24 protein-coding genes and 1 pseudogene are annotated in these 24635 nt (G+C 44.6%); 18 read left to right on the forward strand and 7 right to left on the reverse strand.

The window, feature by feature from the left end; translation table 11 throughout:
* Window positions 1–91 precede the first annotated feature (91 nt).
* From sufB to AM500_RS25395, 7 genes are all read left to right on the forward strand, one after another.
* Window positions 92–1489: a Fe-S cluster assembly protein SufB gene (gene sufB, locus AM500_RS06485; RefSeq protein ID WP_043934700.1), complete on the forward strand. Its 1398-nt coding sequence runs from the start codon at window positions 92–94 to the stop codon at window positions 1487–1489.
* A gap of 360 nt (window positions 1490–1849) precedes the next feature.
* Window positions 1850–2695, forward strand: a complete 846-nt coding sequence (locus AM500_RS06490) for a DUF72 domain-containing protein (RefSeq protein ID WP_053598510.1) — start codon at window positions 1850–1852, stop codon at window positions 2693–2695.
* Window positions 2696–3098: 403 nt separating this feature from the next.
* A complete protein-coding gene (locus AM500_RS06495; RefSeq protein ID WP_053598511.1) occupies window positions 3099–3917 on the forward strand; it encodes a sulfite exporter TauE/SafE family protein in 819 nt (272 codons plus the stop codon).
* A gap of 390 nt (window positions 3918–4307) precedes the next feature.
* Window positions 4308–5669, forward strand: coding sequence for a bifunctional metallophosphatase/5'-nucleotidase (locus tag AM500_RS06500; RefSeq protein WP_053598512.1), 1362 nt, complete (start codon window positions 4308–4310; stop codon window positions 5667–5669).
* A 153-nt stretch (window positions 5670–5822) separates the two neighbouring features.
* Window positions 5823–6125 (forward strand): YunC family protein, encoded by a 303-nt coding sequence (locus tag AM500_RS06505; RefSeq protein WP_043932309.1) that lies wholly within the window; start codon window positions 5823–5825, stop codon window positions 6123–6125.
* A gap of 227 nt (window positions 6126–6352) precedes the next feature.
* Window positions 6353–7861 carry a sodium-dependent transporter gene (locus AM500_RS06510; RefSeq protein WP_053598513.1) on the forward strand — a complete coding sequence of 503 codons (1509 nt, stop codon included), beginning with the start codon at window positions 6353–6355 and terminating at the stop codon, window positions 7859–7861.
* 1 nt (window position 7862) lies between these two features.
* The gene (locus AM500_RS25395; protein ID WP_156319764.1) at window positions 7863–7970 is read left to right on the forward strand and encodes a methionine/alanine import family NSS transporter small subunit; all 108 of its coding nucleotides are present in this window, start codon (window positions 7863–7865) and stop codon (window positions 7968–7970) included.
* A 53-nt stretch (window positions 7971–8023) separates the two neighbouring features.
* Here AM500_RS25395 and AM500_RS06515 read toward each other — a convergent pair whose 3' ends face one another.
* Window positions 8024–9013 carry a M23 family metallopeptidase gene (locus AM500_RS06515; protein WP_053598514.1) on the reverse strand — a complete coding sequence of 330 codons (990 nt, stop codon included), beginning with the start codon at window positions 9011–9013 and terminating at the stop codon, window positions 8024–8026.
* Window positions 9014–9421: 408 nt separating this feature from the next.
* On the opposite strand from AM500_RS06515, the gene lipA reads away from it, so the two are divergent.
* Window positions 9422–10351 (forward strand): lipoyl synthase, encoded by a 930-nt coding sequence (lipA, locus tag AM500_RS06520; protein WP_053598515.1) that lies wholly within the window; start codon window positions 9422–9424, stop codon window positions 10349–10351.
* Window positions 10352–10465: 114 nt separating this feature from the next.
* Here lipA and AM500_RS06525 read toward each other — a convergent pair whose 3' ends face one another.
* Entirely contained in the window at window positions 10466–11104 is a 639-nt protein-coding gene (locus AM500_RS06525; RefSeq protein ID WP_053598516.1) for a YhcN/YlaJ family sporulation lipoprotein, read from the reverse strand.
* 112 nt (window positions 11105–11216) lie between these two features.
* Between AM500_RS06525 and AM500_RS06530 the strand changes: the two genes are divergently transcribed.
* Window positions 11217–11492, forward strand: a complete 276-nt coding sequence (locus AM500_RS06530; RefSeq protein WP_053598517.1) for a YutD family protein — start codon at window positions 11217–11219, stop codon at window positions 11490–11492.
* A 100-nt stretch (window positions 11493–11592) separates the two neighbouring features.
* Here AM500_RS06530 and AM500_RS06535 read toward each other — a convergent pair whose 3' ends face one another.
* On the reverse strand, window positions 11593–11859 hold the full coding sequence (locus AM500_RS06535; RefSeq protein WP_053598518.1) for a DUF3055 domain-containing protein: 267 nt from the start codon (window positions 11857–11859) through the stop codon (window positions 11593–11595).
* Between the two features lie 193 nt (window positions 11860–12052).
* Between AM500_RS06535 and AM500_RS06540 the strand changes: the two genes are divergently transcribed.
* The 3 genes from AM500_RS06540 (at window position 12053) to AM500_RS06550 (ending at window position 15172) form a co-directional block, all read left to right on the forward strand.
* Window positions 12053–13351, forward strand: coding sequence for an EAL domain-containing protein (locus AM500_RS06540; RefSeq protein ID WP_053598519.1), 1299 nt, complete (start codon window positions 12053–12055; stop codon window positions 13349–13351).
* An 11-nt stretch (window positions 13352–13362) separates the two neighbouring features.
* Entirely contained in the window at window positions 13363–13800 is a 438-nt protein-coding gene (locus AM500_RS06545) for a DUF86 domain-containing protein (protein WP_053598520.1), read from the forward strand.
* A gap of 607 nt (window positions 13801–14407) precedes the next feature.
* On the forward strand, window positions 14408–15172 hold the full coding sequence (locus tag AM500_RS06550) for a TIGR01457 family HAD-type hydrolase (RefSeq protein ID WP_053598521.1): 765 nt from the start codon (window positions 14408–14410) through the stop codon (window positions 15170–15172).
* Window positions 15173–15233: 61 nt separating this feature from the next.
* Here AM500_RS06550 and AM500_RS06555 read toward each other — a convergent pair whose 3' ends face one another.
* Window positions 15234–15734: a phosphatidylglycerophosphatase A family protein gene (locus AM500_RS06555; protein ID WP_053598522.1), complete on the reverse strand. Its 501-nt coding sequence runs from the start codon at window positions 15732–15734 to the stop codon at window positions 15234–15236.
* A gap of 255 nt (window positions 15735–15989) precedes the next feature.
* Here AM500_RS06555 and yutH point away from each other — a divergent pair, with 255 nt between their 5' ends.
* Both yutH and AM500_RS06565 read left to right on the forward strand, forming a co-directional pair.
* Complete coding sequence (gene yutH, locus AM500_RS06560) at window positions 15990–16997, forward strand: spore coat putative kinase YutH (RefSeq protein WP_053601644.1); 1008 nt, start codon at window positions 15990–15992, stop codon at window positions 16995–16997.
* Between the two features lie 282 nt (window positions 16998–17279).
* Window positions 17280–18260: a 2-hydroxyacid dehydrogenase gene (locus tag AM500_RS06565; RefSeq protein ID WP_053598523.1), complete on the forward strand. Its 981-nt coding sequence runs from the start codon at window positions 17280–17282 to the stop codon at window positions 18258–18260.
* Between the two features lie 55 nt (window positions 18261–18315).
* On the opposite strand, the pseudogene AM500_RS06570 reads toward AM500_RS06565, so the two are convergent.
* A pseudogene (locus AM500_RS06570) lies at window positions 18316–18608 on the reverse strand (NifU family protein).
* 86 nt (window positions 18609–18694) lie between these two features.
* Between AM500_RS06570 and AM500_RS06575 the strand changes: the two are divergent.
* Complete coding sequence (locus AM500_RS06575; RefSeq protein ID WP_053598524.1) at window positions 18695–19021, forward strand: YuzD family protein; 327 nt, start codon at window positions 18695–18697, stop codon at window positions 19019–19021.
* A gap of 568 nt (window positions 19022–19589) precedes the next feature.
* Here the strand turns inward: AM500_RS06575 and AM500_RS06580 are convergent.
* A complete protein-coding gene (locus AM500_RS06580) occupies window positions 19590–20657 on the reverse strand; it encodes an NAD(P)/FAD-dependent oxidoreductase (protein WP_053598525.1) in 1068 nt (355 codons plus the stop codon).
* A gap of 222 nt (window positions 20658–20879) precedes the next feature.
* Here AM500_RS06580 and AM500_RS06585 point away from each other — a divergent pair, with 222 nt between their 5' ends.
* Together AM500_RS06585 and AM500_RS06590 are read left to right on the forward strand one after the other, a co-directional pair.
* Window positions 20880–21119, forward strand: coding sequence for a YuzB family protein (locus AM500_RS06585; RefSeq protein WP_053598526.1), 240 nt, complete (start codon window positions 20880–20882; stop codon window positions 21117–21119).
* A gap of 284 nt (window positions 21120–21403) precedes the next feature.
* The gene (locus AM500_RS06590) at window positions 21404–21769 is read left to right on the forward strand and encodes a HesB/IscA family protein (RefSeq protein WP_053598527.1); all 366 of its coding nucleotides are present in this window, start codon (window positions 21404–21406) and stop codon (window positions 21767–21769) included.
* A gap of 142 nt (window positions 21770–21911) precedes the next feature.
* Here AM500_RS06590 and AM500_RS06595 read toward each other — a convergent pair whose 3' ends face one another.
* Window positions 21912–22907, reverse strand: coding sequence for an NAD(P)/FAD-dependent oxidoreductase (locus AM500_RS06595; RefSeq protein ID WP_053598528.1), 996 nt, complete (start codon window positions 22905–22907; stop codon window positions 21912–21914).
* 451 nt (window positions 22908–23358) lie between these two features.
* Here AM500_RS06595 and AM500_RS06600 point away from each other — a divergent pair, with 451 nt between their 5' ends.
* Window positions 23359–24573, forward strand: a complete 1215-nt coding sequence (locus AM500_RS06600) for an NAD(P)/FAD-dependent oxidoreductase (RefSeq protein WP_053598529.1) — start codon at window positions 23359–23361, stop codon at window positions 24571–24573.
* Window positions 24574–24635 lie beyond the last annotated feature (62 nt).

A 24635-nucleotide genomic window follows, 5' to 3' on the forward strand; every position in this document is an offset into this window, starting at 1 on the left:
TAAAACGGCAGCAAAATTTTGAGAACTTGCCTTGTGTTTTTTGGTAAATTTTCAAAAACTGCCTGGCGCCTATGAATGGAGGAATATGGAGATGGCTAAAAAAGCGCCAGAAATCGGCGATTACAAATATGGCTTTGCAGACCGTGACGTTTCCATCTTCCGGTCTAAGCGCGGCCTGACGCGCGAGATCGTTGAGGAAATCTCGAAAATGAAAGAAGAGCCGCAATGGATGCTCGATTTCCGCCTGAAATCGCTTGAGCAATTCTATGCGAGACCAATGCCTCAGTGGGGCGGCGACCTGAATACTTTGAATTTCGATGAAATTACGTATTATGTCAAGCCTTCCGAAAAAACAGAGCGGTCCTGGGATGAGGTACCTGAAGAAATCAAAGCAACCTTTGATAAATTAGGTATTCCAGAAGCTGAGCAAAAGTACCTTGCTGGTGTATCAGCGCAGTATGAATCAGAAGTTGTTTACCACAATATGCAGGAAGATCTTGAAAAGTTGGGAATCGTTTTTAAGGATACTGACTCTGCGCTGAAGGAAAACGAAGATATTTTCCGCAAGCACTGGGCAACAGTCATCCCTCCAACTGATAACAAATTTGCAGCGCTTAACTCTGCAGTTTGGTCCGGAGGTTCATTCATTTATGTTCCTCCAGGCGTGAAAGTGGACACTCCACTTCAAGCGTACTTCCGCATCAACTCTGAAAATATGGGACAATTTGAACGTACTTTGATTATTGTTGATGAAGGGGCTTCTGTCCATTATGTTGAGGGCTGTACGGCGCCTGTCTACACAACGAATTCACTCCATAGTGCGGTAGTTGAAATCATTATCAAAAAAGATGCGTATTGCCGCTATACCACAATCCAAAACTGGGCAAACAACGTCTACAACCTCGTTACAAAGCGTGCGGTTTGTGAGGCGAATGCTACTATGGAATGGATTGACGGCAACATCGGTTCCAAGCTGACAATGAAATACCCTGCAGTTATCCTGAAGGGTGAAGGCGCCCGCGGTTTGACACTGTCTATCGCTATGGCAGGTAAAGGCCAGCACCAGGATGCAGGTGCAAAAATGATTCACCTTGCACCGAACACATCTTCAACAATCGTGTCCAAGTCAATCTCGAAGCATGGCGGTAAGGTAACATACCGTGGTATCGTCCACTTTGGACGTAAAGCAGACGGAGCCCGCTCTAACATCGAGTGCGACACGTTGATTATGGATAATAAATCGACTTCGGATACAATTCCTTACAACGAAATCCTGAATGACAACATTTCGCTCGAGCACGAAGCGAAGGTTTCCAAGGTTTCCGAGGAGCAGCTCTTCTATCTGATGAGCCGCGGTGTTTCCGAACAAGAAGCAACTGAAATGATCGTCATGGGCTTCATCGAGCCATTCACAAAGGAACTTCCAATGGAGTATGCCGTTGAAATGAATCGCTTGATCAAGTTCGAAATGGAAGGATCAATCGGTTAATATGTTTGCTATACCCGGCTGGGGTTCCCTGGCCGGGTTTTTTGTGTATAGTGAAAGGCTTAAGTTTGCTGATTAGAGGATTGTTACGGTTTCTGTTATATTCAGGACCAAAGTGAATTGCAGTCTATGTGCCCGGACTGATGTGGGGAAGCATGAAAAGGTAACATAGAAGCGGGTTTATGTGCCCGAACTGGGGCGGGGAAGCATGAAAAGGTAACATAGAAGCGTTCTATGTGCCTGAACCAGGCCGGGAAGCATGAATGGACATTAAACGTTTCTAGTTTACTTTCCCCACGCCGGGGAAAACATCTACAAGAGAAATTTGGGACGTTTGTGCTATGATGTGACTGGAGGGATAGTATGATCTATATTGGGGTAACAGGCTGGGGTGACCATGATAGCTTATATAGGCCGGGGATACCTGCCAGGGAGAAGTTAAGTGAATACGCTGCCCACTTTCCAATCGTTGAAGTGGATGCGGCTTTTTATGCGATTCAGCCTAAAAAGAACGCAGAGAGATGGGTTGATCAGACTCCGGAGTCATTCAAGTTCATCGTCAAAGCTTATCAAGGCATGACAGGGCATCAGCGTGGTGATACGCCATTTGAATCGGAAGAAGAAATGTTTTCAGCGTTCAAGGATTCGCTTGAGCCTTACATGAAACGCAACAAACTGGCGATGGCGCTGTTTCAGTTTCCGCCATGGTTCGATTGCAAAAAGGAAAATGTTGAGTATTTGCGGTTTTGCAAGGAACAAATGGAGGATATTCCATGCGCAATTGAGTTTAGGCATCAATCCTGGTACCAGCCCGAATTTCGCGAAGGGACGCTTCAATTTTTAACAGAACAAAAGTGGATTCATTCAGTCTGCGATGAGCCTCAGTCAGGCAGCGGGTCAATTCCTATCGTCCTTGAAGCGACAGATACATCAAAGACACTTGTCCGTTTTCACGGCAGGAATGTGCACGGCTGGCAGAAGAAAAATGCGAAAAATTGGCGGGAAGTCCGCTATTTATATAAATACAACCGGCAGGAACTCACCGAGTGGGCAGAGTTTCTCCAGCAGCTGCAGGAAAAAAGCAAGGATATATATGTCCTGTTCAATAACAATTCGGGCGGTGACGCTGCAGGGAATGCAAAGGAAATGATGGAGATTCTCGGTATTGAGTATGATTTCCTTGCACCAAGGCAGCTGGATTTGTTTTGAAAATATTGCAACAGCATTGGAACCATTTCAACCCTTGCAGCACGACGAAATGTGTCCAATAAGCGTTATTGGAACCATTTCTCCTCTTGCAGCAAGACAAAATGTACTCAATGAACCGTATTGGAACTATTTCGTCCTTTTTAGCAAGGCAAAATGTGACCAATGATCTGTATTGAAATCATTTCAAGTTCTAAAGCCGGGCAAAACGTTTCCAATGAATTGCGCGTTACTGAGCAAATGTGTAACCATAAGCCGAATAAGAGCTCGTTATAAATGAAATATGTGTTCAACGCTAACCGTTAACTAGTTATCAAAGAATTTTTCAAGAAGAAACGCAACTAGCTATCTAAGTATTTTTCGTTGAAATCAAAAATAGAATGGCTGGGCTAAGGGAGTTAGGCCAATGGAATGGCTGTTAATAATCTTGATAGGGCTAGCCGCAAGCTCGCTCGGGTCGCTGATCGGGCTTGGCGGTGGCATTATCGTCGTCCCCTCGCTGCTTTTTATCGGGACCCTCGGCTTCACGGAGGTTTCCCCTCAGGCCGCGGTCGGTACGTCGCTTTTTACAATGATTTTTACCGGGATGTCCTCAACAATTGGCTATATTAAACACAAAACAATTGATTATAAAAGCGGGCTCCTATTTCTAATTGGGAGTGCTCCAGGCGGTATTGCTGGTGCATATCTCGTAAAAATGCTAGATGTACAAGCTTTCAATATTTATTTCGGTACATTTATTTTATTTGTTTCACTTGTCATGGTTATTCGCAATAAGATTAAGCCATTGCCCTTTAATAGAGAGAAAGGGTACGTCCGGACATTTACCGACCCATCCGGGAATTTGTATGAGTATGGCTTCAATCCTATATCCGGTTTAGCAATCTCCCTTATTATTGGATTTATTTCCGGGATATTCGGAGTTGGCGGCGGCTCACTAATGGTGCCGGCAATGATTATCTTTTTTAGCTTTCCGCCGCATGTGGCTGTGGCAACATCCATGTTCATGATTTTCCTGTCTTCAATTATCAGCTCAATCACGCATATTTCGCTTGGAAACATTGACTGGCTGTACGCGGCCCTGCTCGTACCGGGCGCGTGGGTCGGCGCCAGGATTGGGGTATACTTGAATCAAAGGCTGAAGAGCAGAACCATCGTACTTGTTTTGCGTATTGTCTTAATCATTATTGGAGTTCGGCTAATTTTTCAAGGCATAGCAGGATAAGAGAAGGGTAAAGCAGTGTGCTATCGGAATGCTTTTCGTAAAATCCGATGATGGCGTGCTAGAGGAAGCGGTCATCCCTTTACCAAGGAACGGGACAGCAACAAATGCATCAATTGAGTACAAATTTATTTCGTCAAGACCATATGAATTTACTTAGGAAGAAATACAATTCAAAACGTATGTAATTAAAAATAACTTGGTAAACAGCTCCGCGAGCAATTTTTCAACAAATCAATGGCGTGCTTCAGGGCTTCGCCGCTGGTAAAATCCTTATGGTGGAGTGGCGTACAAAAGGAAGTAACCTGTCCAACCAATAGAGGGGTATCCTCTTGAGGGATAATCTGATTCAACGGCTGCTTATGCCGAAGTGGGAAAAAGGAAGCGATCACCATGGAAACAATACATATTTATCATACAAATGATTTGCACAGCCATTTTGAACATTGGCCGAAAATCAGCCGCATCATTCAAAACCGAGTCAAACACCATCAGGAACAGGGCGATCCGGTCTTTGTTTTTGACATTGGCGACCATGTTGACCGCTGGCATCCCTATACGGATGGAACGATGGGAAAAGGCAATACATTGCTGCTGAATGAAACGGGCTATACTGCGGCGACAATCGGCAACAACGAGGGGATTACCCTATCACATGAAGGGCTCGATTCTCTTTTTCTCAAAAAGAACTTTGACGTCCTCATTGCAAATCTTTACAACAAGGACGGTTCCCGCCCTGAGTGGGCAGAGCCTTATAAACTGTATACAACAGCGGAAGGAACCCGAGTGGCGGCAATCGGCCTGACCGCTTATTTCCAGTTGTTCTACAAAATGCTCGGCTGGGAGATTAGCGATCCGCTTGAGGAGCTTAAAAAACAGATTGATTTTGTGAGGGACCAAGCTGATATTATCGTCCTGCTTTCCCATCTTGGCATTCACGATGATGAACGGATTGCAGAAGCGTTTCCAGAGATTGATGTTATCCTCGGGGGCCATACACACCACATTCTTCATAATGGAAAAATAGTGAATAGGACTCTTTTGGCAGCCGCCGGGAAACACGGAAATTTTGCCGGGCATGTCATGCTTGAGGTAGACAATCATCGGCCGGTAACTAAAAAAGCTCTCCTGTATCCCATCGGACAGGTTTCCCGTGAGCCCTGGGAGGTAGTAGAATCAACCAAACTTTACGAAACTGGCAAAACTCTGCTTCAGGAAAAAGCCGCTGAACTTGACGGCGAGCTGACAGCGGACTTTTTTGAAGAATCCGACCTGCCGCAGCTTTTATGCGAAGCACTTCGCGAATGGTGCGGAGCTGAATGCGCGTTTCTAAATGCGGGACTGATTCTCGGGCCGCTTCAAGGAACTATAACCAAGTTCGACCTTCTATCCATCTGTCCGCATCCAATCAATCCGTGTCTCGTTACCTTGAATGGGAACGAACTGAAGGAAGTTCTGCGGATGACGCTCGAGGAAGACCTGCACCATCTTCAGGTTATGGGACTTGGCTTTCGGGGTACCGTTATGGGAAGATTTGTTTACACTAATATCGAAGTGGCAGACGAGGGGCTTGATTTCCTCGTGAACGGAAGGCGAATCAATGCAGAGCAAAATTATTCTGTTGCCATCCCGGATATGTATACGTTTGGAAGACTGTTTCCGGAAATCATCCGTGCAAAGGATAAGAAATACTTTATGCCTGAATTTCTCCGTGATGTATTGGAGTGGAAGCTGAACCGGCTAAAAAGTGAATAACCTTTGAAAAATAACAAGTTGTTGCTATAAATGAATTTTTTATAGCCAATAGCTCAGTACTGGTATTTTCAACCATCAGCCTCCAGGCCCTGGACAAGTTCATTCTTTTCCAATACCCGCATATGGTATAGGGACGGGAAAGGAGTAGGGCGGATGATTGAAGTGACACCAATTGAAATTCAGGGAAAAACATTTCTGGGGATAACCGTCAAGCTGCCAAAGACAACCCTTCTCGCCGTAACAAGCGATCTGGGCTATATTATGTGCGGGGCACTCGATGTCGGTTTGCTTAATGCAAAACTAAGAGACCGAAGAATCCTTGCAGGCAGGGCGGTTGGAGTAAGAACCATAGATCAGCTTCTAGATGCGCCGCTGGAATCTGTTACCTTTGAAGCGGAAAAGCGTGGCATCCGCAGGGGAATGATTGGAAGGGACGCACTTATGAAAATGGTATAAAAGAAGGGCATCCTGCAGGGGATGCCCTACTTTTCTGAAATAACAAAAAATCCCAAAATTTGAGCAAAAATGTAAGCGGATACTTAAAAACATTGGATTTAAACATATTTTAAAATAATAAATATATCTTGACATACCTCCTGATCCTTTTTATAATAGGGACTATGCAAATAATCAGAAAACTTTTAATCTTGCATTTTTTCGTTGCATCTTAGGAGGAGTCAATAATGGAAAATCGACCGCAATGGGGAACAAGGGCCGGTTTTGTACTGGCCGCAATCGGGTCTGCAGTTGGATTGGGGAATATATGGAGATTCCCTGCAGTAGCATATGAAAATGGGGGAGGGGCATTTTTCCTGCCGTATCTCTTCGCACTCCTGACCGCAGGAATACCGCTGCTGATCCTTGAATTTACGTTAGGCCATAAGTATAAAGGCTCATCACCATTATCATTTGCAAGGCTGAATAAGAAATACGAATGGCTTGGCTGGTGGCAAGTCGCTATCTCCTTCGTCATTTCGACCTATTATCCAATCATTATCGCATGGGCATTATCTTATGCAGTCTTTTCTTTCAATCTTTCCTGGGGGGACAAGCCAGGTGACTTCCTGATGGGGGATTTTCTTAAAGTAGCGGAAAGCCCTGGAGACGTCGGCGGAATCGTACCCGGTGTATTCATTGCGCTTCTAATCGTCTGGGCACTAACTTTCGGAATTATGTTCAGGGGAGTTAAAAAAGGAATTGAAATTGCGAACAAATTTATGCTGCCGACATTGGTCATTATGTTCCTAGTCATTGTCATTCGCGCAGTGACGCTTGATGGTGCTCTAGACGGATTGAACGCATTCTTCAAGCCGAATTGGAGCGATATCGCCAATCCTAAAGTTTGGGTCGCTGCATATGGACAAATCTTCTTCAGTTTATCAGTCGGCTTCGCTATCATGCTGACCTATGCAAGTTATTTACCGAAGAAAACGGATATTACTAACAATGCATTTATAACCGGCTTTGCAAACTCCGGATTTGAATTACTTGCAGGGATTGGTGTCTTTGCAGCACTCGGCTTCATGGCCAACCAGCAGGGGGTTGCAATTGATAAGGTAGTCGAATCAGGGATCGGTCTTGCATTTGTCGTCTTCCCGCAAATCATCAATGAATTCCCTGCTTTTAACGGATTCTTTGGGTTCCTATTCTTTGGCTGTCTTTTCATGGCGGGACTGACTTCATCGATCTCGATAATTGAAACATATGTCGCTGGCTTGCAGGATAAATTCAAAGTCAGCAGAACAAAAGCAGTTGCCATCGGAGGAGGATTATCCGCGCTTATCTCAATTCTTTATGCAACAAATGGCGGGCTTTACTTCCTTGATTCTGTTGATGCTTTCATCAACACATTTGGTATCGTAATCGCAGGACTTGTAGAAGTTGTCCTTGTTGTCTGGGTTGCTAAGAAACTCGGCGAACTCCAAAATCACGCCAATGCCATTTCTGATTTGCGCATCGGTGGCTGGTGGAAAATATCTCTTGGGTTCATTACACCAATTGTCCTTGGTTACATGACAGTCCAAAACTTCATTACCAACATACAGGAAAATTACGAGGGATACCCAACCTCATTTCTGCTCGTAGCGGGCTGGGGTGTTGCGCTGCTTGCCCTCGTTGCCGGAATCTTCCTGTCATTCCTTCGCTGGGAAAAGAACACCTTGAATTCAGAATCTGAAAGGGAGGTGTCCTAATATGTCAGGTGATGCAATCGCCATGATGGTCATCGGAATGGTCATTCTCTGGGGCGGCCTCGTAGCCAGCCTCGCAAACGCCGTCATAAAATCTAAAAGAGCTAAATAAATGCTGAAGGGGTCTGACCCTTACCCCCAGGGGTAAGGGTCAGACCCCTTCTTTTACTTCTTCCTGTTTTTCTTTTTATCCATCCGCTCCCACATCCGGAGATGGGGATATGGATCAAACGACCATTCGGTATAGCCGTTATCTTTGTACATCCCGTAGTGCAAGTGGGGAGGGAACTTGCCAGAGGTTCCAGGCGGTCCGTAACCCGAGCTTCCGACTCCGCCAATTAGCATCCCAGGTTCAACGATGTCACCTATCTTTAAATCCTTCGCAAAGCCGCTCAAATGGGCAAAGTAGTGATAATTATTATTAAGGTCGCGGATCCCGATTCTCCACCCGCCGAACCGATTCCAGCCTTTCATTTCGATTATGCCATAGCTAGTCGCCCGTACGGGAACTCCGTAACCCGCAAATATGTCAGTGCCTTCATGCATTCGCCGTCCACCCCAGCCACGGGCATCACCCCATGTATTTTTGTAGCTGTGGTTCATTCTATAAGGCACTGGGAATGCATTTCCCTCAAGATCGATCCGGCCATACTTATTGTAGATTTTTGCTATCCCCATGATAATCCCGACCGCTTTATCCCTGTGATAATATTCCCAGAGCGCTATCCGGAAATTATCGTTGTCATATCCATATTTCAGTACATGATTAGAAAAAGCTTGAAGGACATCTTCATCTTCAGTTGGGCTTGCTTTCCGATTGCCATTGGCATCAACTCCCACTCCGCCAAAGAAGGCAATCGACCCTGGCTTTTTATCCTGAGGATTCGGATTGGCAAGTCCGGCCCATTTTTCTGGGCTGAAATAAATGGAGACGGCCCCTTCAGGATCAGGGAGATCTTTTCTGGCTAGCCTGATATTCCGTTCATATTGGTCAACGGCTGCAATGTAAAACCAGGGAATCTGCGTGACTGCTTCGTTTTTTTTATAAAGCTCTATCCGCTTTTTATATAAATCAGCAAGCTCTGCCTCTTGTGGGGCGGCAAGGGCATTTCCAGCCAAAGCAAAGGATAGTGCCAGCAATAATAGTACCCTCACAGGGCGTCCTCCTTTAATCTCTAGCTCCAGCGCCTATCGCCTAGCAAACTTCAGGTCTCCTTCCTACGATAAGTCATGCACGAATGCGCTTGTCGCTCTTCGTGATTCCTTTATCTCAGTCGAAGCCCCTCCAGTTTGTACGGCGATAACCAAGGCGCTTCCGCTTTTGTCTTTTTCCTATACGATAGTTTGTCGCCAGAAGGCAGTGTTCATAACGTCAATAATTGCCAGATGATTATAAAAAGGACATAAGAATGAAAGACTATTTATAGGATGATTTGATAAAAACCAGTAATGATAAGGGTTCATAATGGGAAGACAAGTTCTTTTCTTGAATGGAACGGCTTTATTGTGTTACAGTACCAAAAGGGCACCAATATTTATACATAGAAATTGGGGTGGCATGAATTGACTACAGGCAATGAATATACACGCAAGCCGGAATGGCTGAAGATAAAATTGAATACGAATGAAAATTATACTGGGCTTAAAAAAATGATGCGCAGCAAAAACCTACATACAGTTTGCGAGGAAGCACGCTGCCCGAATATCCATGAATGCTGGGCTGTCAGACGTACAGCTACCTTTATGATTCTTGGGGATGTTTGCACTCGTGCCTGCCGCTTCTGCGCAGTTAAGACAGGCCTTCCTACAGAACTGGATTTACAGGAACCAGAACGAGTTGCTGATTCTGTATTTCAAATGAATTTGAAACACGCTGTCATTACTGCGGTAGCGCGAGATGATTTGCGTGACGGAGGAGCAGCTGTTTTTGCCGAAACGGTTAGAGCGATCCGCCGCAAAAATCCGTTTACTAGCATTGAAGTTCTTCCTTCCGATATGGGTGGGGTTGAAGAAAATTTGAGAATGCTTATGGATGCACGCCCGGATATCCTGAACCATAATATTGAAACAGTCAGAAGGATGACCCCGAAAGTCCGCGCACGCGCAACCTACGATCGCTCACTCGAGTTCTTGCGCAGGGCGAAAGAAATGCAGCCGGATATCCCAACCAAATCCAGTCTGATGATTGGTGTCGGCGAAACATGGGATGAAATTCTTGAAGTAATGGATGACCTCCGCACCAATAACGTCGATATCATGACTATCGGACAATACCTGCAGCCAACCAAAAAACATCTTAAGGTTGCAAAATATTATACTCCTGATGAATTCAACCAGCTTAAAGAGATTGCCCTTTCAAAAGGCTTCAGCCACTGTGAGTCAGGCCCAATGGTCCGGTCTTCCTATCATGCGGATGAACAAGTCAACTCAGCCACAAAGGCAAGGGCTGCTCTTGCAGCGTCAGAAGCAAATAAAGAAGTACTAGAAGCATAAGTTAAATTTTACAATGGGTATCCGCGACTGCGGGTGCCTTTTATTTTTCATAAAATCGGTCGACATAGACAAAAAGGCGCCTGGCAAACACCAGACGCCTAGCAGCCAGCCTACTTATTGTCCCATGTGGCGAAGTTCTTCTTTATCGTCCGGAGTCTCCCCATTTTCATTTTCGGATTCATTCATCCGCTTGCCTTGAGGAGATTTTTTCATCTCCTTAATAACGGCGGCAATGGCCGCATCCGAATTTTTACTTGATGTATTTAAGCTAGACAGGGTTTCGATATCATTCATTAGCATTTTGTTATCCGATACATAAACGTGGAAAAAGCGGGGTACAAACGACATGGCGGTCCTTTTTACCTGATCTGCTGTTAATTCACGATTGTTTGTATCGGTTTCATATGCAATAAGGACTTCTTCATCGGTAACGAGGGTTACAACTTCATTGACATTCGGCAAGTCGGTACTTATCCTGCTGATGTGTCCGGCCAATTCCTGGCGATCAAGCGGCGCCTCATGATCGTTTTTCGCTGAACGGTCTCCCATAATCGGGCTTTTATAATGGCGTACAAAACCGAAACGCTGGCTTTTATCCGCTTTCTTTTCCTCGCCCTGGTCCAATACTTCGGCGCGGCGATTGTTTGTATACATATGTGTGTTGTTCCCGTAACGGTCAGCACCAGCATTTTCTCCTCCACAGCCAGCAAGCAACAGGCCGCAAAGGGAAAGCACATACAGCTGCTTTTTCATGGCAACGCACCTCCTACCAGAAGTATTGCCAATCACAGGATTTTTTCTATTAGTAAAAGGATGGGAATCGGTTATAATGGAATAAAGATTTGCCCGTAAATGAGGTGATAGAATGGTCGTAGTCAATAATACAGCTTACGAAGTCGTTGAGGATTTCAGGGATGGATTCAACGAGGATGCGTTCAAGGAAAGGTACAGTGAAATCCTGGCAAGATATGATTACATTGTTGGTGACTGGGGGTATGGACAGCTTCGCTTGCGGGGCTTTTTCGATGACCAGAATCAGAAAGCTACTTTTGATACAAAAATTAGTACATTGACCGAGTACTTATACGAATTCTGTAACTTCGGCTGTGCCTACTTCGTTGTGAAAAGAGTGAAGAAATAAACATCATGTGGGGTTTATTTTAGGTAACCGCCGTAAAACGTGAAAGTAAATAGGGACAGCGTGGTCTAGGGGCTGTCCCTATTTTTGCAAAAGAAAAGTATTAAATAAACTCAGACAGGAAGGACCTTAATTCTTCCGCATCGTCTTCCGATAGCTGAAAGGCGAATTCAAGATAGCCTTCCTCTTTCAAATCATCGTCTCCGATAATTGCAAACCTGCTCCCTTGCATATCAAGAACCAGCGTCTTGCCGAAGTGCCTGTCGGACTGAATCAAAGCCAGGTCGAATCGGGTGTTGTCGCCAACGAAGCTGACAAACCTTGTCCTTGTCTGCTCGATATCATCATATAAGTAAAAACGCTCTGCCATGGGTATACTCCTTCAAAAAATGTTTTCTCTCTTCATCTTACCAAAACATGAGAGTGATTTACACGAAAATGCCATTGGGAGATCTATAAGGTCAAGCCGACAAATTCTGTAAAAATTTGCCCTCGAAAAATCACGGTTTTTGCAAAATTGTGATACAATACTTAGGTAGGCACACCGGAGAGGGATGAAATGAATGGTCCGTTTTTATGCGGCAAAAGCCAAACAGCTTTTGCAATGGGGAAAGATTGTTTTGCCCCTTTCATCAATAAAGTTCTATCCTCCACAATTCGTTCTTCGGAACCCGGTTGTCCAGGGGGTTAAATTAGCCTTTAAAGATGGAAACGAAGCAGCAGTTATTGTTTTTAATATAAAAAACATCCGAGACATCGCAGAATATCTTGGACCAATACAGTTTCCGAAGTTTATGATGCGCTTTAAACAAATCTTCCGTCAGGCAATCGAGCTTGAGGTAGATAAAGACGATATTATTACCCTGCATGACTTTTTTGTGGACGGGATTTCCCTCTACTTAAAGGTAAGCCAGGATCATGGAATTTCCTCAATCGAAACCCTCATGAGTACAGTCGCCAATGAGGCCAGAAAGACTCTGCATTCAGAGTTTGACGGTGTCAGCATGGTACTTGAGAATGGTTATATGTTTATTGAGAAGAACTCTTTTTCCATTCACGAGGCTGTCCAGAAGTCCCATAAACAGGCAGTAGCCATGGCCGAAAAGAGGATTGACTCAGAATTTAATGAAATGGTTTTTGTGATGGGAAAAATCGTTTCACAAAAGGAAATTTTCCTGCTTGCCCAGCCCATAATTGATGTTGCAACAAAAGAAATACGTGCCTGGGAGATGCTTACTCGTGGCCCGGCGGGAACCATGCTCGAAAATCCTTTAACACTATTTTCAGTAGCAAGGCAGACCGGAAAGCTGTATGAACTTGAAATGGTCGTTTTTGAAAAAGCACTAAACCAAATTGCATCAATTGGCTGCAAGGATGATGTCTTCATTAATTTCACCCCGCTTACAATGGGGAACAGCCGCTTTATCCGTGATGTAAAAAGACTGTTTCAAAACCATAAGACGATATCACCGAAACAAATTACTTTTGAAATAACTGAACGGGATTCGATTGAAGGGATGCGGGACTTTATCTATAACATCAAAGTCCTGCGCCTCATGGGCATCCGGATCGCTGTTGACGATACAGGCTCCGGCTATGCAAGCTTGAACACGATTAGCGAAGTAATGCCTGATATTATTAAAATCGATCGTTCCGTCATTCAAAATATCGATAAGAATGCCGTAAAGGAATCAATGTTGAAGGGGCTGCTGCTTGTAGCGAAAGAGGCCGGCTCGCTTGTTGTTGCGGAAGGTATTGAAAATGAGGAAGAAGCTTCCGTCCTATCCCGCAATAATGTTGATCTCGCCCAGGGTTTCTTTTACGCCAAGCCAGCTATGCTGCCTAAAAAAATCGCAACATAGGAAGTGGAATTATGTATTTTGTAGACCGTGGATTAATGGAACAAAAACTCCAATATATCGAACGCCAAACAACACTTTTCCGAAGCCGGGAAGAGTGGGAAACCGAGCTTGAACAAGCCGCGCTTGAACGGATTACACACATGCTTGCCGAGTCGGTCCTAGACGTTGGCAATGCTATGATTGATGGTTTCATCATGCGTGACCCTGGCAGCTACGAAGATATTATCGACATCCTTCTGGATGAAGAAGTTATCGACAGTACTATAGCCGAAAGCATGAAAGTGCTAATTAGCCATAGAAAACAGCTTGTCCAGTTTTACACAGCCATCGACCACGAGACCATGGCCGCAGACCTTACTAGAGTTCTCGGTGAAATTGAAGCCTTCCCTGCAAAGGTTAGGACATACCTCGCCAATGAACTAGGGCCCGTATCTGCTTTCGTAAACTAAATTGGGAATATTGATTAAATGAGAGGCCGCCTAATAAGCGGTCTCTTTACTTGAATAAGGGGGCAAGGACAATTTGCTTGTGGGCAAGTACCAAAATGTACTCGAAACCCAATTTCAAGGACATTTCACCCGTCAGGCATCACCAAAATGTACTTGAACATCAATTTGAAGGACATTTCATCTGGGGGTCGGCACCGAAATGTACTCGAAGAGCTATTTCAAGGAAAAATCATTTGTAGGGCAGCACCTTAATGAAGACGGGAACAGCCGTCAAAAAAGTGGTTAGCCGACCTTCATCTTGCTTATGAAGACGGGAACAGCCGTCAAAAAAGTAGTTAGCCGGCCTTCATCTCGCTAATGAAGACGGGAACAGCCGTTAAAAAAGTGGTTAGCCAGCCTTCATCTTGCTTATGAAGACGGGAACAGCTGTTAAAATAGTGGTTAGCCTACCTTCATCTAATTTATGAGTGCGGGAACAGCCGCTAAATTCATCGTTAGCCCAATGCTAAAGCGAGGAATCACCAGAAATCCTGCAGGGGCGTATCTCTTTTCAAATGGATTCTTTTAGGGCATGATAGGTTTTGACTAGTTTACAGGAGTGATTTTAATGAAAACGTATAAAGGTTATCTGATAGATCTTGATGGAACAATGTATAAAGGCTCAGAGAGGATTGAGGCTGCCTCCGGGTTTATTCAACGGCTTCAGGCAAAGGGGATTCCTTATCTTTTTGTAACAAATAACTCAACGCGCACACCGGCTCAGGTTGCCGAAAAGCTTAGAAGCTTTGATATACCGGCGGAGGAGTCACAGGTGTTTACAACCAGCCAGGCAACCGCAAATTATATTTATAATCAAAAACAGGATGCATCTGTTTATGTAATTGGCGAGGAGGGCCTAATTACTGCTTTCGAGGAAAAAGGAATTCGATTTGCAGGTGAGGATGCCGATTATGTTGTTTCAGGACTTGACCGCGAAATCACCTATGAAAAGCTTGCTGTTGGCTGCCTTGCAGTCCGGAATGGAGCTATCTTTATATCAACAAATGGCGATATTGCCATTCCGACGGAACGCGGTATGATGCCTGGAAACGGCTCACTGACTTCAGTAATCGCTGTTTCAACACAAACGACACCGATATTCATTGGAAAGCCTGAGCCAATCATCATGGAACAAGCATTAAAAGTGCTTGGTGTGGCAAAAGAGGACACCCTGATGGTTGGGGATTATTATGATACTGACATTATGGCGGGAATCAATGCCGGAATGGATACCCTGCTCGTCCATACAGGCGTAACGACAAGGCAGATGGCTGAAGGCTACGAAACAAAGCCAACGTATGCAGTCGATTCGCTTGACGAATGGGAAGTATAGGGAAAAGGCCGCCTCTGGTAACGAGGCGACCTTTTTTTGCAGAAAAAATGTTTAATGGTTATTATTCCACGTTTTCAGCTCTATGGGCAAGCCGGCTTGATGCGGCAGCTGCGACGGCACCGACGATGTCATCAAGGAACGTATGAACCTCGCCCGAAGATTTGTCATTTAGCTGGCGGAGGATCCCTGGTTTTTGTTTATCAATATATCCATAGTTTGTGAACCCGATCGAGCCATACACGTTCACAATCGAAAACGCAAGAACTTCATCTACTCCATAAAGCCCTTCATCCGTTTTAATAATGGATTGGAGCGGTTCTTCAAGAAGCCCCTTCTCGGCAAGCATATCAAGCTGTATTCCTGTAATAATTGCGTTCTGTACCTCGCGTTTGGAAAGGACGCGCTCCACGTTATGAAGGCAGTCTTCAATTTTCAGGTCGTCATGATAATTTTGCTGTAAAAAATAAACGAGGTCAGCGATATCCTGAACCTCGACTCCTCGCTCTTTAAGCCATCTGCGGGCAGTCGTTTCTGTTAAATCTGCTTTTTTCATTTCTCCCATTTGCTAATCACCTTTTCCTTGAATATTCACTATCTATATACCCTTTTTCTTTACATTATGCATGACCTAGACAAAAGGCTCAAATTTGGCAGGCATTCTTTTCTATTCTGCTCAAATGCCGGGGGTTCATGCCGCCTATGGAAATTTCTCAACAAGTGGAGTTGGGCCCACATCAATCCACTCAAACGAAAATGCTAACAGAGGGAAAGCGAACATATACATTTCAATAGGAAACAAATGAAAGTGGGTGTCGGGATGCTTGAGAAAATGCTTGAACAAGTTTATGGAATAAAAAGCGAAGAATATATGCAAGTGGAATCATTTAATGCGTTTCGGGGCAATGGGAATTATTACTTTGTTGCTGACCCTGGCCCAAAGGATGAAGAAGAAATAGAGGAGCTCCAAAAGCTTGCTGCCCATTTGGCAGCTTACGGTGATACGAAAGTTCCTGCTCTCCTGCCAACACAAAGCGGAACCCTGCTTGCACAGTGGGAAAATAAAAGATTTTGTCTTTTAACCTGTCAGCTATCGGAGAGGAAAGCGAACCAAAGGCTTGGAAGGAGGCTGGCTAAATTCCATGAAAGGGGGAGGTTTGTTCCCTTTCAGGTTCGGAAAAGTTCGCGAATTGGAAATTGGAAGCAGTTGTGGGAGGCAAGGATGGATCAAATGGAAAAGGTATGGTCCGAAAAAATATTTCAACCTTCTGATGAACAATTTGAAAAAATTTTTATTGAATCCTTTCCTTATTACCTTGGGTTAGCGGAAAATGCGGTTCAATACCTTGTTGATACAGAAATAGATGATGACCCTCTGGACAGCGACAGCGGTACAGTTTGCCATGAACGTTTCTCCGAGTACACCTGGGGCAAGCGCTATATAATTAAAAACCCGATGGATTGGGTATTTGACCATCGCAGCAGAGACCTTGCCGAGTGGGCGAGAGGGCGTTATTTTCACAATAGCCGGACGTGCGGACCGGAAATAACCGCGTTTCTTGCCAATTATCAGGAAGTAGCTCCATTATCGCCGTTTTCATGGCGGCTTCTCGTTGCCCGGCTTTTGTTTCCGGTGCATTACCTGGAAACAATCGAAACATATTACAGTGCATCCCGGGAATCAGACAGACGTGCCTCGGAAGAAAGACTTACTGCGATTATCAGGAAGAGTGATGATTATGAACAATTTCTCGCCGGTTTCTTTGCCCTTGCTCATCCATCAGTTGCCTCAAAGCTTCCGAGGCCCGAATGGCTTATGGCCAAATAAACATTAAAACGCCTGTACTATTCCGTTGCACCCCATTCCACCTTTAACTGAGCCGTTGTAATAAAACGGCCAGTTTTTTTAGTTATTAAGGAAGTTTATACTGTGAAAAGGTGATAATGCACTTAGAGCAGCCGCCAGCGGGCGCATTCAGTCCATAAGGCACTTAATGCGCGAAGTGTTTCATTGTATTTTAACGAAAATTTAGATTCCCGAACTAATTAGTTTTCTTATCTAAAAATTATGCTAGTATATGGATATATCAGACAATCTTGGAGGTCAACTATGAAACCCTACGTATACATAACAAGACAAGTTCCAGAAGAGACTATTTCCTTGTTAACAGAAAAATATGAGGTTGCTATGTGGGAGAAGGAAGATGTCCCTGTTCCGAGAGAAAAGCTTCTTGAAGAAGCCCGAAAAGCAGATGGACTCCTTACCGTCCTTTCTGATTCTATTGATGAAGAAGTTCTGTCAGCTGGGGGTCGCCTAAAGGTTGTGTCCAATCTCGCTGTTGGATATGACAATATCGACCTTGCGGCTGCAAGCAGCAATGGAATTGCAGTCACGAATACACCGGATGTTCTGACCGATACAACAGCTGATTTGAGCTTTGCGCTTTTAATGGCTTCGGCGCGGAGGATAGTTGAGGCTTCCGATCTAATTAAGGAAGACAAATGGACAAGCTGGAGCCCCTTTCTTATGGCAGGACGCGATATCCATCATAAAACGATTGGCATCGTCGGCATGGGGAAAATCGGTGCTGCGGTCGCAAAGCGTGCCACTGGTTTTGATATGAATATCCTTTACCATAACAGATCGAGAAATATGCAGGTGGAAGAAGCGATTGGTGCCCAATACGTTTCCTTCGAGGAACTTGTTGCCGAGTCCGATTTCATTGTCTGCCTTACTCCGCTTACAGAGCAGACCTGGAATATGTTTACAAGAGATGTCTTTAGAAGAATGAAGAAATCAGCTATCTTTATCAATGTATCACGCGGCCCAGTCATTGATGAACAGGCCTTGTATGATGCACTTGTTGAAGGAGACATAGCCGGTGCCGGCCTGGATGTTTTTGAAAAAGAGCCAATCAGCGCAGGCCATCCGCTTTTAAAATTGAAAAATGTAACGGCGATTCCGCACATTGGCAGTGCAAGTGTTGAGACTCGTACAGCGATGATCGAAATTTGCGCCGAAAATATTGACCGTGTCCTGTCTGGCAAGGAGCCGAAAACACTTGTCAATAAGGATTGGAAGCAGGCATAGAACAGCAAAAAGCGATTGCCGATGAGGCAATCGCTTATTTTGTATAAATCATAGATTAAAATACTTGTTCTACTTCAACTACTCCAGGAACTTCTTCAAGAAGGGCGCGCTCAATGCCAGCCTTCAATGTGATTGTTGAACTAGGGCAGCTGCCGCAAGCACCAAGTAAACGGAGTTTTACAATGCCGTCCTCGACATCAACTAATTCACAATCACCGCCGTCGCGGAGAAGAAATGGACGCAATTTATCTAGTACATCCTGGACCTGTGAAAACATTTCTTGTTCGGTCATGAAAATCGACTCCTTTCATAGTATCTATTATAATCGGAGAAGGGGTAAAAATCCATTCTCTAAATTAGGAAATCTTATTTTTGTATCATAAATTATCTTTTTATGTTCTTAATGTTGTAAAATTTGTTTAGGGGGGATCGAAATGGCTGAATCAAAAGTTGAAATTATTGTCTACGGGGCGGAGCAGCTTTGTCCAAGCTGTGTAAACCTCCCATCATCAAAAGAAACATACGAATGGCTTGAAGCCGCTGTGGCAAGAAAGTTTCCAAACCAGCCGTTTGGGATTACATACGTGGATATTTACAATCCGCCTGCAGATCCTGCCAAACGAGACTTTGCAGAACGCGTCATTGACGAAGACATGTTTTATCCCGTCGTCTTGATTGGTGACAAAGTCGTCGGTGAGGGCAATCCACGCCTAAAAACCATCTTCACTGAACTCGAAAGTTATGGCTACCAAGCGGGGTAAACCAGTCCGGCGGACAATCCTTTGTGGGAAAAAACGAAGGAACGACAACTCGGGGTGTTCGAGGCATCAAGATGTCATTCATAAAGGCGATGAATGACAACTCGGGGTGTTGGAGGCATGAAGATGTTATTCATAAAGGTGATGAATGACAACTCTGGGTGTTCGAGGCATCAAGATGTCATTCATAAAGGTGGTGAATAACAACTCGGGTATTCGAGGCATGAAGATGTTATTCATTAAGGTGATGAATGACAACTCGAGGTGTTCAAGGGATTAAGATGTCATTCATAAAGATGGTGAATAACAACTCGGGGTATTCGAGGCATGAAGATGTTATTCATTAAGGTGATGAATGACAACTCGAGGTGTTCAAGGGATTAAGATGTCATATAAATCTTTTTTACAAAATTGGCCTTCCTCACCAAGAGGAAGGCATTTTGCATCTATTCATCCTCTTCTGGAGAAGGGAAGAACGCCACTTTGAAAACCAAAATTTCTCCAAAACTTTTTTAAAAAACTTCCCCAGTCAAAAAGAAAAACCAGGCCTCCGAAGCCCGGTTCAAAATAATCATCCCTTATGGTATTTGTATAACCAAAGTACACCGGATTTGATTAGCCGCGCGACTCTGCCGGTGATCGCCCGTTCCGCCATCATCCCAAAGCCTTGTTTCTTCCCAAGTGAGCCAAGCACACCTTTCAGCTTGATCGGAGGGAATGTCTCTGGCAGCTCCTCGCCATTCCAGCGTTTCTTCAGCACCTCGGCAATCTGCTCCGCCTGGCCCTCCGCAAGCTGGGCGCTTGGGGCATGGGGAAGGCTCGCGCAATCCCCGACCGCAAATACATCTTCATAGTCTGGTAGATGGTGATGGGCAGTAATCTTCAGCCTGCCGAGCGAATCCTTCTCCACATCGAGGCTCCTGACTACCTGGCTTGCTTGAATACCAGCAGTCCAGACAATCGCATCGCATGGAACCTGCTCAGTATGGTTAAAAAGCAGCCCTTCTTCAACTCTAGTAATATTTGAATTATTGACAATCTCAACATTGTGTTCAATGAACCAGTTTTCCACATATTCACTCAGCCTGTCGGGAAAGTCCGAAAGAATGTGCTTGCCTCGGTCAAACAGCTTCACACGCAAATCCGTGCGGCTTTCACTTAATTCGCTGGCAAGCTCAACCCCGCTAAGGCCGGCTCCGACAATCCCGACCGTCGAACCAGGGGCAAGATTGCTTAACACCTGATACGTCTCGCGTGCTTTGCCGATGCTCTGAATGCTTAGTGTATAAGTGTCTGCACCGGGGACATTATGGTACTTATCCTCACAGCCAAGCCCGATCACCAGGATGTCATAGCCAAGCTTCGTGCCATCAGCAAAATCCACAGTTTTTCTTTCCAGATCAATTTTCGCCACATCCCCATAACGAACCGTCAAACGCTCATGCCTCGGAAAGTCAACACGAAGCTCCCGGTCAGACACCGTCCCGGCAGCAAGCGCATAGTATTCAGTCTTCAAACCGTGATAAGGTACACGGTCAACGAGCGTAATCTCAACATCTTCCGGAAGATGATCCGGAAGCAGCTCATCAATTAGCTTCAAGCCCCCATAGCCTCCGCCAAGGATTACAAGATTCTTCATTTAAAATTACCCCTTTTTCTGTCGCAAAAAATATGATGTCTTGCAGGTGGAAATTTTTTCAGCATAATATATTTTCAGTAAATTTGCACAGATAAAGTATAGCTGAGTTGTGTCGATATCTCAACAAATAGCGCTTACATATTGACTTCTGTCCCAACATGTGATAATTGACTGAATCTTAAAAAAACGATACGATGATACTTATAAATGAGGTGAAGCCCAATGATTAAACCACGCATCGAATTTTGTGTCGACAACCTTGCAAGCGGTTCACAGGCTGCCCGTGCCAAGCTCGGGCAAGACCCCAATCTAGACATTATCGAAAAGGGATGCCTCGGCTACTGCGGCAAATGCGCAGCCTCCTTCTACGCCCTCGTCAACGGCAAACCCATCCAGGGCGACACCCCCAGCAAACTAGTCCAGAACATCTATCACCATTTGGAGGACAACCCAATTTTTTAATGCTTTTTTGGAAAAATGGGCCGATGCCCTTAGGTGAAATAATTTAGTGAAATCCAGCTCCAGCGCCTAGCGCCTAGTGTCCTTCGCTCTCCGCCCTACGATAAGTCAACATCGAATCGCCTTTGGCTCTTCGTGTTTCCTTTATCTCAGTTGGAGAAACTCCAGGCCATACGGCGCTTACCAGGACGCTTCCGCTTTATATGCCACACAAAGCAGACTAGTTGAGGAATTGCTCCCAACAGAATATACTATTACTAAGGCAATTTTTTGAAGGAGGGACTTGGATGGAAAGCCAAGTAGTGAATATAACTGAAGCAGCTGCGTTGCAGATTAAAGATATGATGAAGCAAAACGAAGAAGAAGGCTCATTCCTTCGCGTAGGCGTAAAAGGCGGCGGATGCAGCGGTCTGTCCTATGGCATGGGCTTTGATCAGGAAATTAGCGAAAGCGATATTCTGCTTGAGCAGCATGGAATCCAAATTCTTATTAATAAAGAAGACGGCCCAATCCTGAATGGCACAAAAATTGATTTCAAACAATCCTTGATGGGCGGCGGATTCACCATCGACAATCCAAACGCTATCGCTTCCTGCGGCTGCGGATCTTCATTCCGTACAGCAACTAAGACTGGCACACCAGAGGAATGCTAAACCGAGTTTCATTCGTTTAAATAAAGCCTCCCAGACGAGCAAAGATCTCTGGGGGCTTTTTGTCATTTCAGGGAAAGATTGCTTCCAAAAAGGTCAGAAAAAATAAACACACCAGCCGACCAGACTGGTGTGTTTAATAAGTCTATTTAAACATGGATGAGCTATGGAGTGGCTGAACTTTTGCTTTTGGATCAATGTAAGCTTTCGCATTGTTGACTGCTGTAGGTGCTTCGCCAAAACCGCTGGCAATAAGCTTCACCTTGCCATCGTACGTGCAAATGTCGCCGGCTGCATAGATGCCTGGGACATTTGTTTCCATTCTTGAGTTGACCACGATGGAGTTCTTTTCGATGTCAAGGCCCCATTCCTTGATTGGCCCTAGTGAAGAAACGAATCCATAATTGACGATGACGGCATCCACATCGATAACTTCCTTCGTTTCACCATCGGCAGTCGCAATGACCACCTGCTTGACTTCACCGTCAGCGCCGATTAATTCATCCGGAACGAAAGGAGTTTTGACTTCAACCTTTGAATTAAACAGGTTTTCAACACTATGTTCGTGCGCGCGGAATTTATCGCGGCGGTGAACAATTGTCACCTTTTCTGCAATTGGCTCAAGCATTAGTGCCCAGTCAACAGCGGAGTCTCCGCCACCAAACACAACAACCTTTTTACCGGCAAAATGGTTCAGGTCATCAATGAAATAATGCAAATTTGTTTTTTCGTACTGTACTGCGCTTTCCAACTCAAGCCGGCGGGGCTGGAATGCACCGTTGCCTGCAGTAATGACGACAGTTTTTGAAAAATGAGTTTCGCTATTTGTTGTCAGCTTGAATACTCCGTCAGCCTGCTTTTCAACTTTTTCGACCGATTGTTCCAGAGCCACGTCAGGATTAAACTTAGCCATTTGTTCTTTCAGGTTATTGACCAGTTCCTGGGCACGGACTTTCGGGAAACCTGCAACATCGTATATGTATTTTTCAGGATAAAGCGCGGATAGCTGGCCGCCCAATTGAGGAAGGCTTTCAATGATTTTGACCGAAGCCTGGCGCATCCCGCCATAAAAGGCAGTAAACAGGCCAACTGGGCCTCCTCCGATGATTGTAATATCATAAACCTTTTGTTCTTCTTGCACTCCATATCCCCCCAACAAAGTAGTAAAGGTAGTCCACACATTATCATACCACAACAGGTGGATAACAAGCCATAGTTCACCACGATTCTGAGTGTGAATATAGCTTTATTAACGTGGAAAAGGTTAATTATTTGTTTATTACTGCCAATTTAGGGAAAAGGAAATATACTGAATAGTAGAATATTTAGAAAGCGGTAACATTGTTAAATTAATTCCTTGAAAACAACTTTGAAAAGGCATATTATGAAGTGTGGATATATTGTTACTATTTTGTGACGAAAAAAGTACATTTTTTTAAGTTCAATCGTGAAAACTCTCACAAACTCATTTTTTATTTTCTTTCTTTCGGTTTTACCATAAGGAACACACTATTTTTTATTAGCTAAAAATAGCTAATAGAGCAAAAGCTAATAGTAATTATAATTTTTTCGTAAAGGTGGAAGTGATTGCATTGAAAAAGCCAAAAATAGTGATTCTCGGTGCAGGATATGGCGGGCTTATTACAGCGGTCAGGCTGCAAAAATTAACTGGCGATAACGAGGCGGACATCGTACTCGTCAATAAGCATGATTACCATTATGAAACAACTTGGCTGCATGAGGCATCCGCTGGGACGCTTCATCATGACAAGGTCCGTTATGACATTAGCAGTGTCATCGATCGCCATAAGGTTGAATTCAAGGAAGACATCGTTCTCGAAATCAAAAAAGATGAGAAGAAAGTCATTCTTGAAAAAGGCGAGCTCGAGTATGATTATCTGGTTGTGGCTCTTGGAGCAGAACCGGAAACGTTCGGAATTAAAGGCTTGAAGGAATATGCGTTTGGAATAACCAATGTAAATGGAGCACGGCAAATCCGTGAGCATATTGAATATCAATTCGCGACATACAGCACGGAAGAAGAAAAGAAAGATGAACGTCTGACTATTGTTGTCGGCGGTGCCGGATTTACTGGGATTGAATTTCTCGGCGAGCTTTCCAACAGAGTTCCCGAGCTTTGCCATGAATACGATGTAGACTTCCAAAAAGTCCGTGTTATCTGTGTAGAGGCTGCCCCAACAGTTCTTCCTGGCTTTGATCCGGAACTAGTTGATTATGCAGTTACCACACTCCAAAAGCGTGGCGTCGAATTCATGATCGGAACTGCTATTAAGGAAGCAACACCTGAAGGCATCATGGTTGCAAAGGGTGAAGAGCTAGTAGAAATCAAGGCAGGTACTGTAGTATGGGCAGCTGGTGTCCGCGGCCATGCCGTTATCGATAAGTCAGGATTTGAGGCAATGAGGGCACGTGTGAAAGTTCAGCCAGATCTTCGAGTACCAGGATATGAAGATATTTTCATTATTGGTGACTGCTCCCTGGTCATTAATGAAGAAACTAACCGCCCTTATCCGCCTACAGCGCAAATTGCCATCCAGCAGGGCGAGCATGTGGCAAAAGGTCTTGCAGGCCTGATTCGCGGCAAGAGCGAGCTAGAAGCATTCGTTCCTGATATTAAAGGAACTGTCTGCTCACTGGGTGAAGATGACGCAATTGGCGTTGTGTACGGCAGAAAGCTGACAGGCGCGAAAGCATCCTTCATGAAGAAGGTCATCGACAACCGTTCGCTGTTCATGATTGGCGGCGCAGGCCTCGTTCTGAAAAAAGGCAAATTCAATTTTCTATAATAGAAAGAGGGCAGAGCAATCTGTCCTCTTTTGCATTCACATGAACAAGACCACTTAATGTA

This window comes from Bacillus sp. FJAT-18017 (genome assembly GCF_001278805.1).
Classification (GTDB): Bacteria; Bacillota; Bacilli; order Bacillales; family Cytobacillaceae; genus Bacillus_D.

Bases quoted from the DNA above. Each gene is read 5' to 3' on its own strand.
- AM500_RS06590 (WP_053598527.1), top strand. From the start codon at position 21,404: ATGGAAAGCCAAGTAGTGAATATAACTGAAGCAGCTGCGTTGCAGATT.
- AM500_RS06525 (WP_053598516.1), bottom strand. From the start codon at position 11,104: ATGAAAAAGCAGCTGTATGTGCTTTCCCTTTGCGGCCTGTTGCTTGCT.
- AM500_RS06510 (WP_053598513.1), top strand. From the start codon at position 6,353: ATGGAAAATCGACCGCAATGGGGAACAAGGGCCGGTTTTGTACTGGCC.
- AM500_RS06580 (WP_053598525.1), bottom strand. From the start codon at position 20,657: ATGAAGAATCTTGTAATCCTTGGCGGAGGCTATGGGGGCTTGAAGCTA.
- AM500_RS06550 (WP_053598521.1), top strand. From the start codon at position 14,408: ATGAAAACGTATAAAGGTTATCTGATAGATCTTGATGGAACAATGTAT.
- AM500_RS06505 (WP_043932309.1), top strand. From the start codon at position 5,823: ATGATTGAAGTGACACCAATTGAAATTCAGGGAAAAACATTTCTGGGG.
- AM500_RS06540 (WP_053598519.1), top strand. From the start codon at position 12,053: ATGGTCCGTTTTTATGCGGCAAAAGCCAAACAGCTTTTGCAATGGGGA.
- AM500_RS06535 (WP_053598518.1), bottom strand. From the start codon at position 11,859: ATGGCAGAGCGTTTTTACTTATATGATGATATCGAGCAGACAAGGACA.
- AM500_RS06530 (WP_053598517.1), top strand. From the start codon at position 11,217: ATGGTCGTAGTCAATAATACAGCTTACGAAGTCGTTGAGGATTTCAGG.
- AM500_RS06565 (WP_053598523.1), top strand. From the start codon at position 17,280: ATGAAACCCTACGTATACATAACAAGACAAGTTCCAGAAGAGACTATT.
- AM500_RS06500 (WP_053598512.1), top strand. From the start codon at position 4,308: ATGGAAACAATACATATTTATCATACAAATGATTTGCACAGCCATTTT.
- AM500_RS06585 (WP_053598526.1), top strand. From the start codon at position 20,880: ATGATTAAACCACGCATCGAATTTTGTGTCGACAACCTTGCAAGCGGT.
- yutH (WP_053601644.1), top strand. From the start codon at position 15,990: ATGCTTGAGAAAATGCTTGAACAAGTTTATGGAATAAAAAGCGAAGAA.
- AM500_RS06575 (WP_053598524.1), top strand. From the start codon at position 18,695: ATGGCTGAATCAAAAGTTGAAATTATTGTCTACGGGGCGGAGCAGCTT.
- AM500_RS06490 (WP_053598510.1), top strand. From the start codon at position 1,850: ATGATCTATATTGGGGTAACAGGCTGGGGTGACCATGATAGCTTATAT.
- AM500_RS06555 (WP_053598522.1), bottom strand. From the start codon at position 15,734: ATGGGAGAAATGAAAAAAGCAGATTTAACAGAAACGACTGCCCGCAGA.
- AM500_RS06545 (WP_053598520.1), top strand. From the start codon at position 13,363: ATGTATTTTGTAGACCGTGGATTAATGGAACAAAAACTCCAATATATC.
- AM500_RS25395 (WP_156319764.1), top strand. From the start codon at position 7,863: ATGTCAGGTGATGCAATCGCCATGATGGTCATCGGAATGGTCATTCTC.
- sufB (WP_043934700.1), top strand. From the start codon at position 92: ATGGCTAAAAAAGCGCCAGAAATCGGCGATTACAAATATGGCTTTGCA.
- AM500_RS06495 (WP_053598511.1), top strand. From the start codon at position 3,099: ATGGAATGGCTGTTAATAATCTTGATAGGGCTAGCCGCAAGCTCGCTC.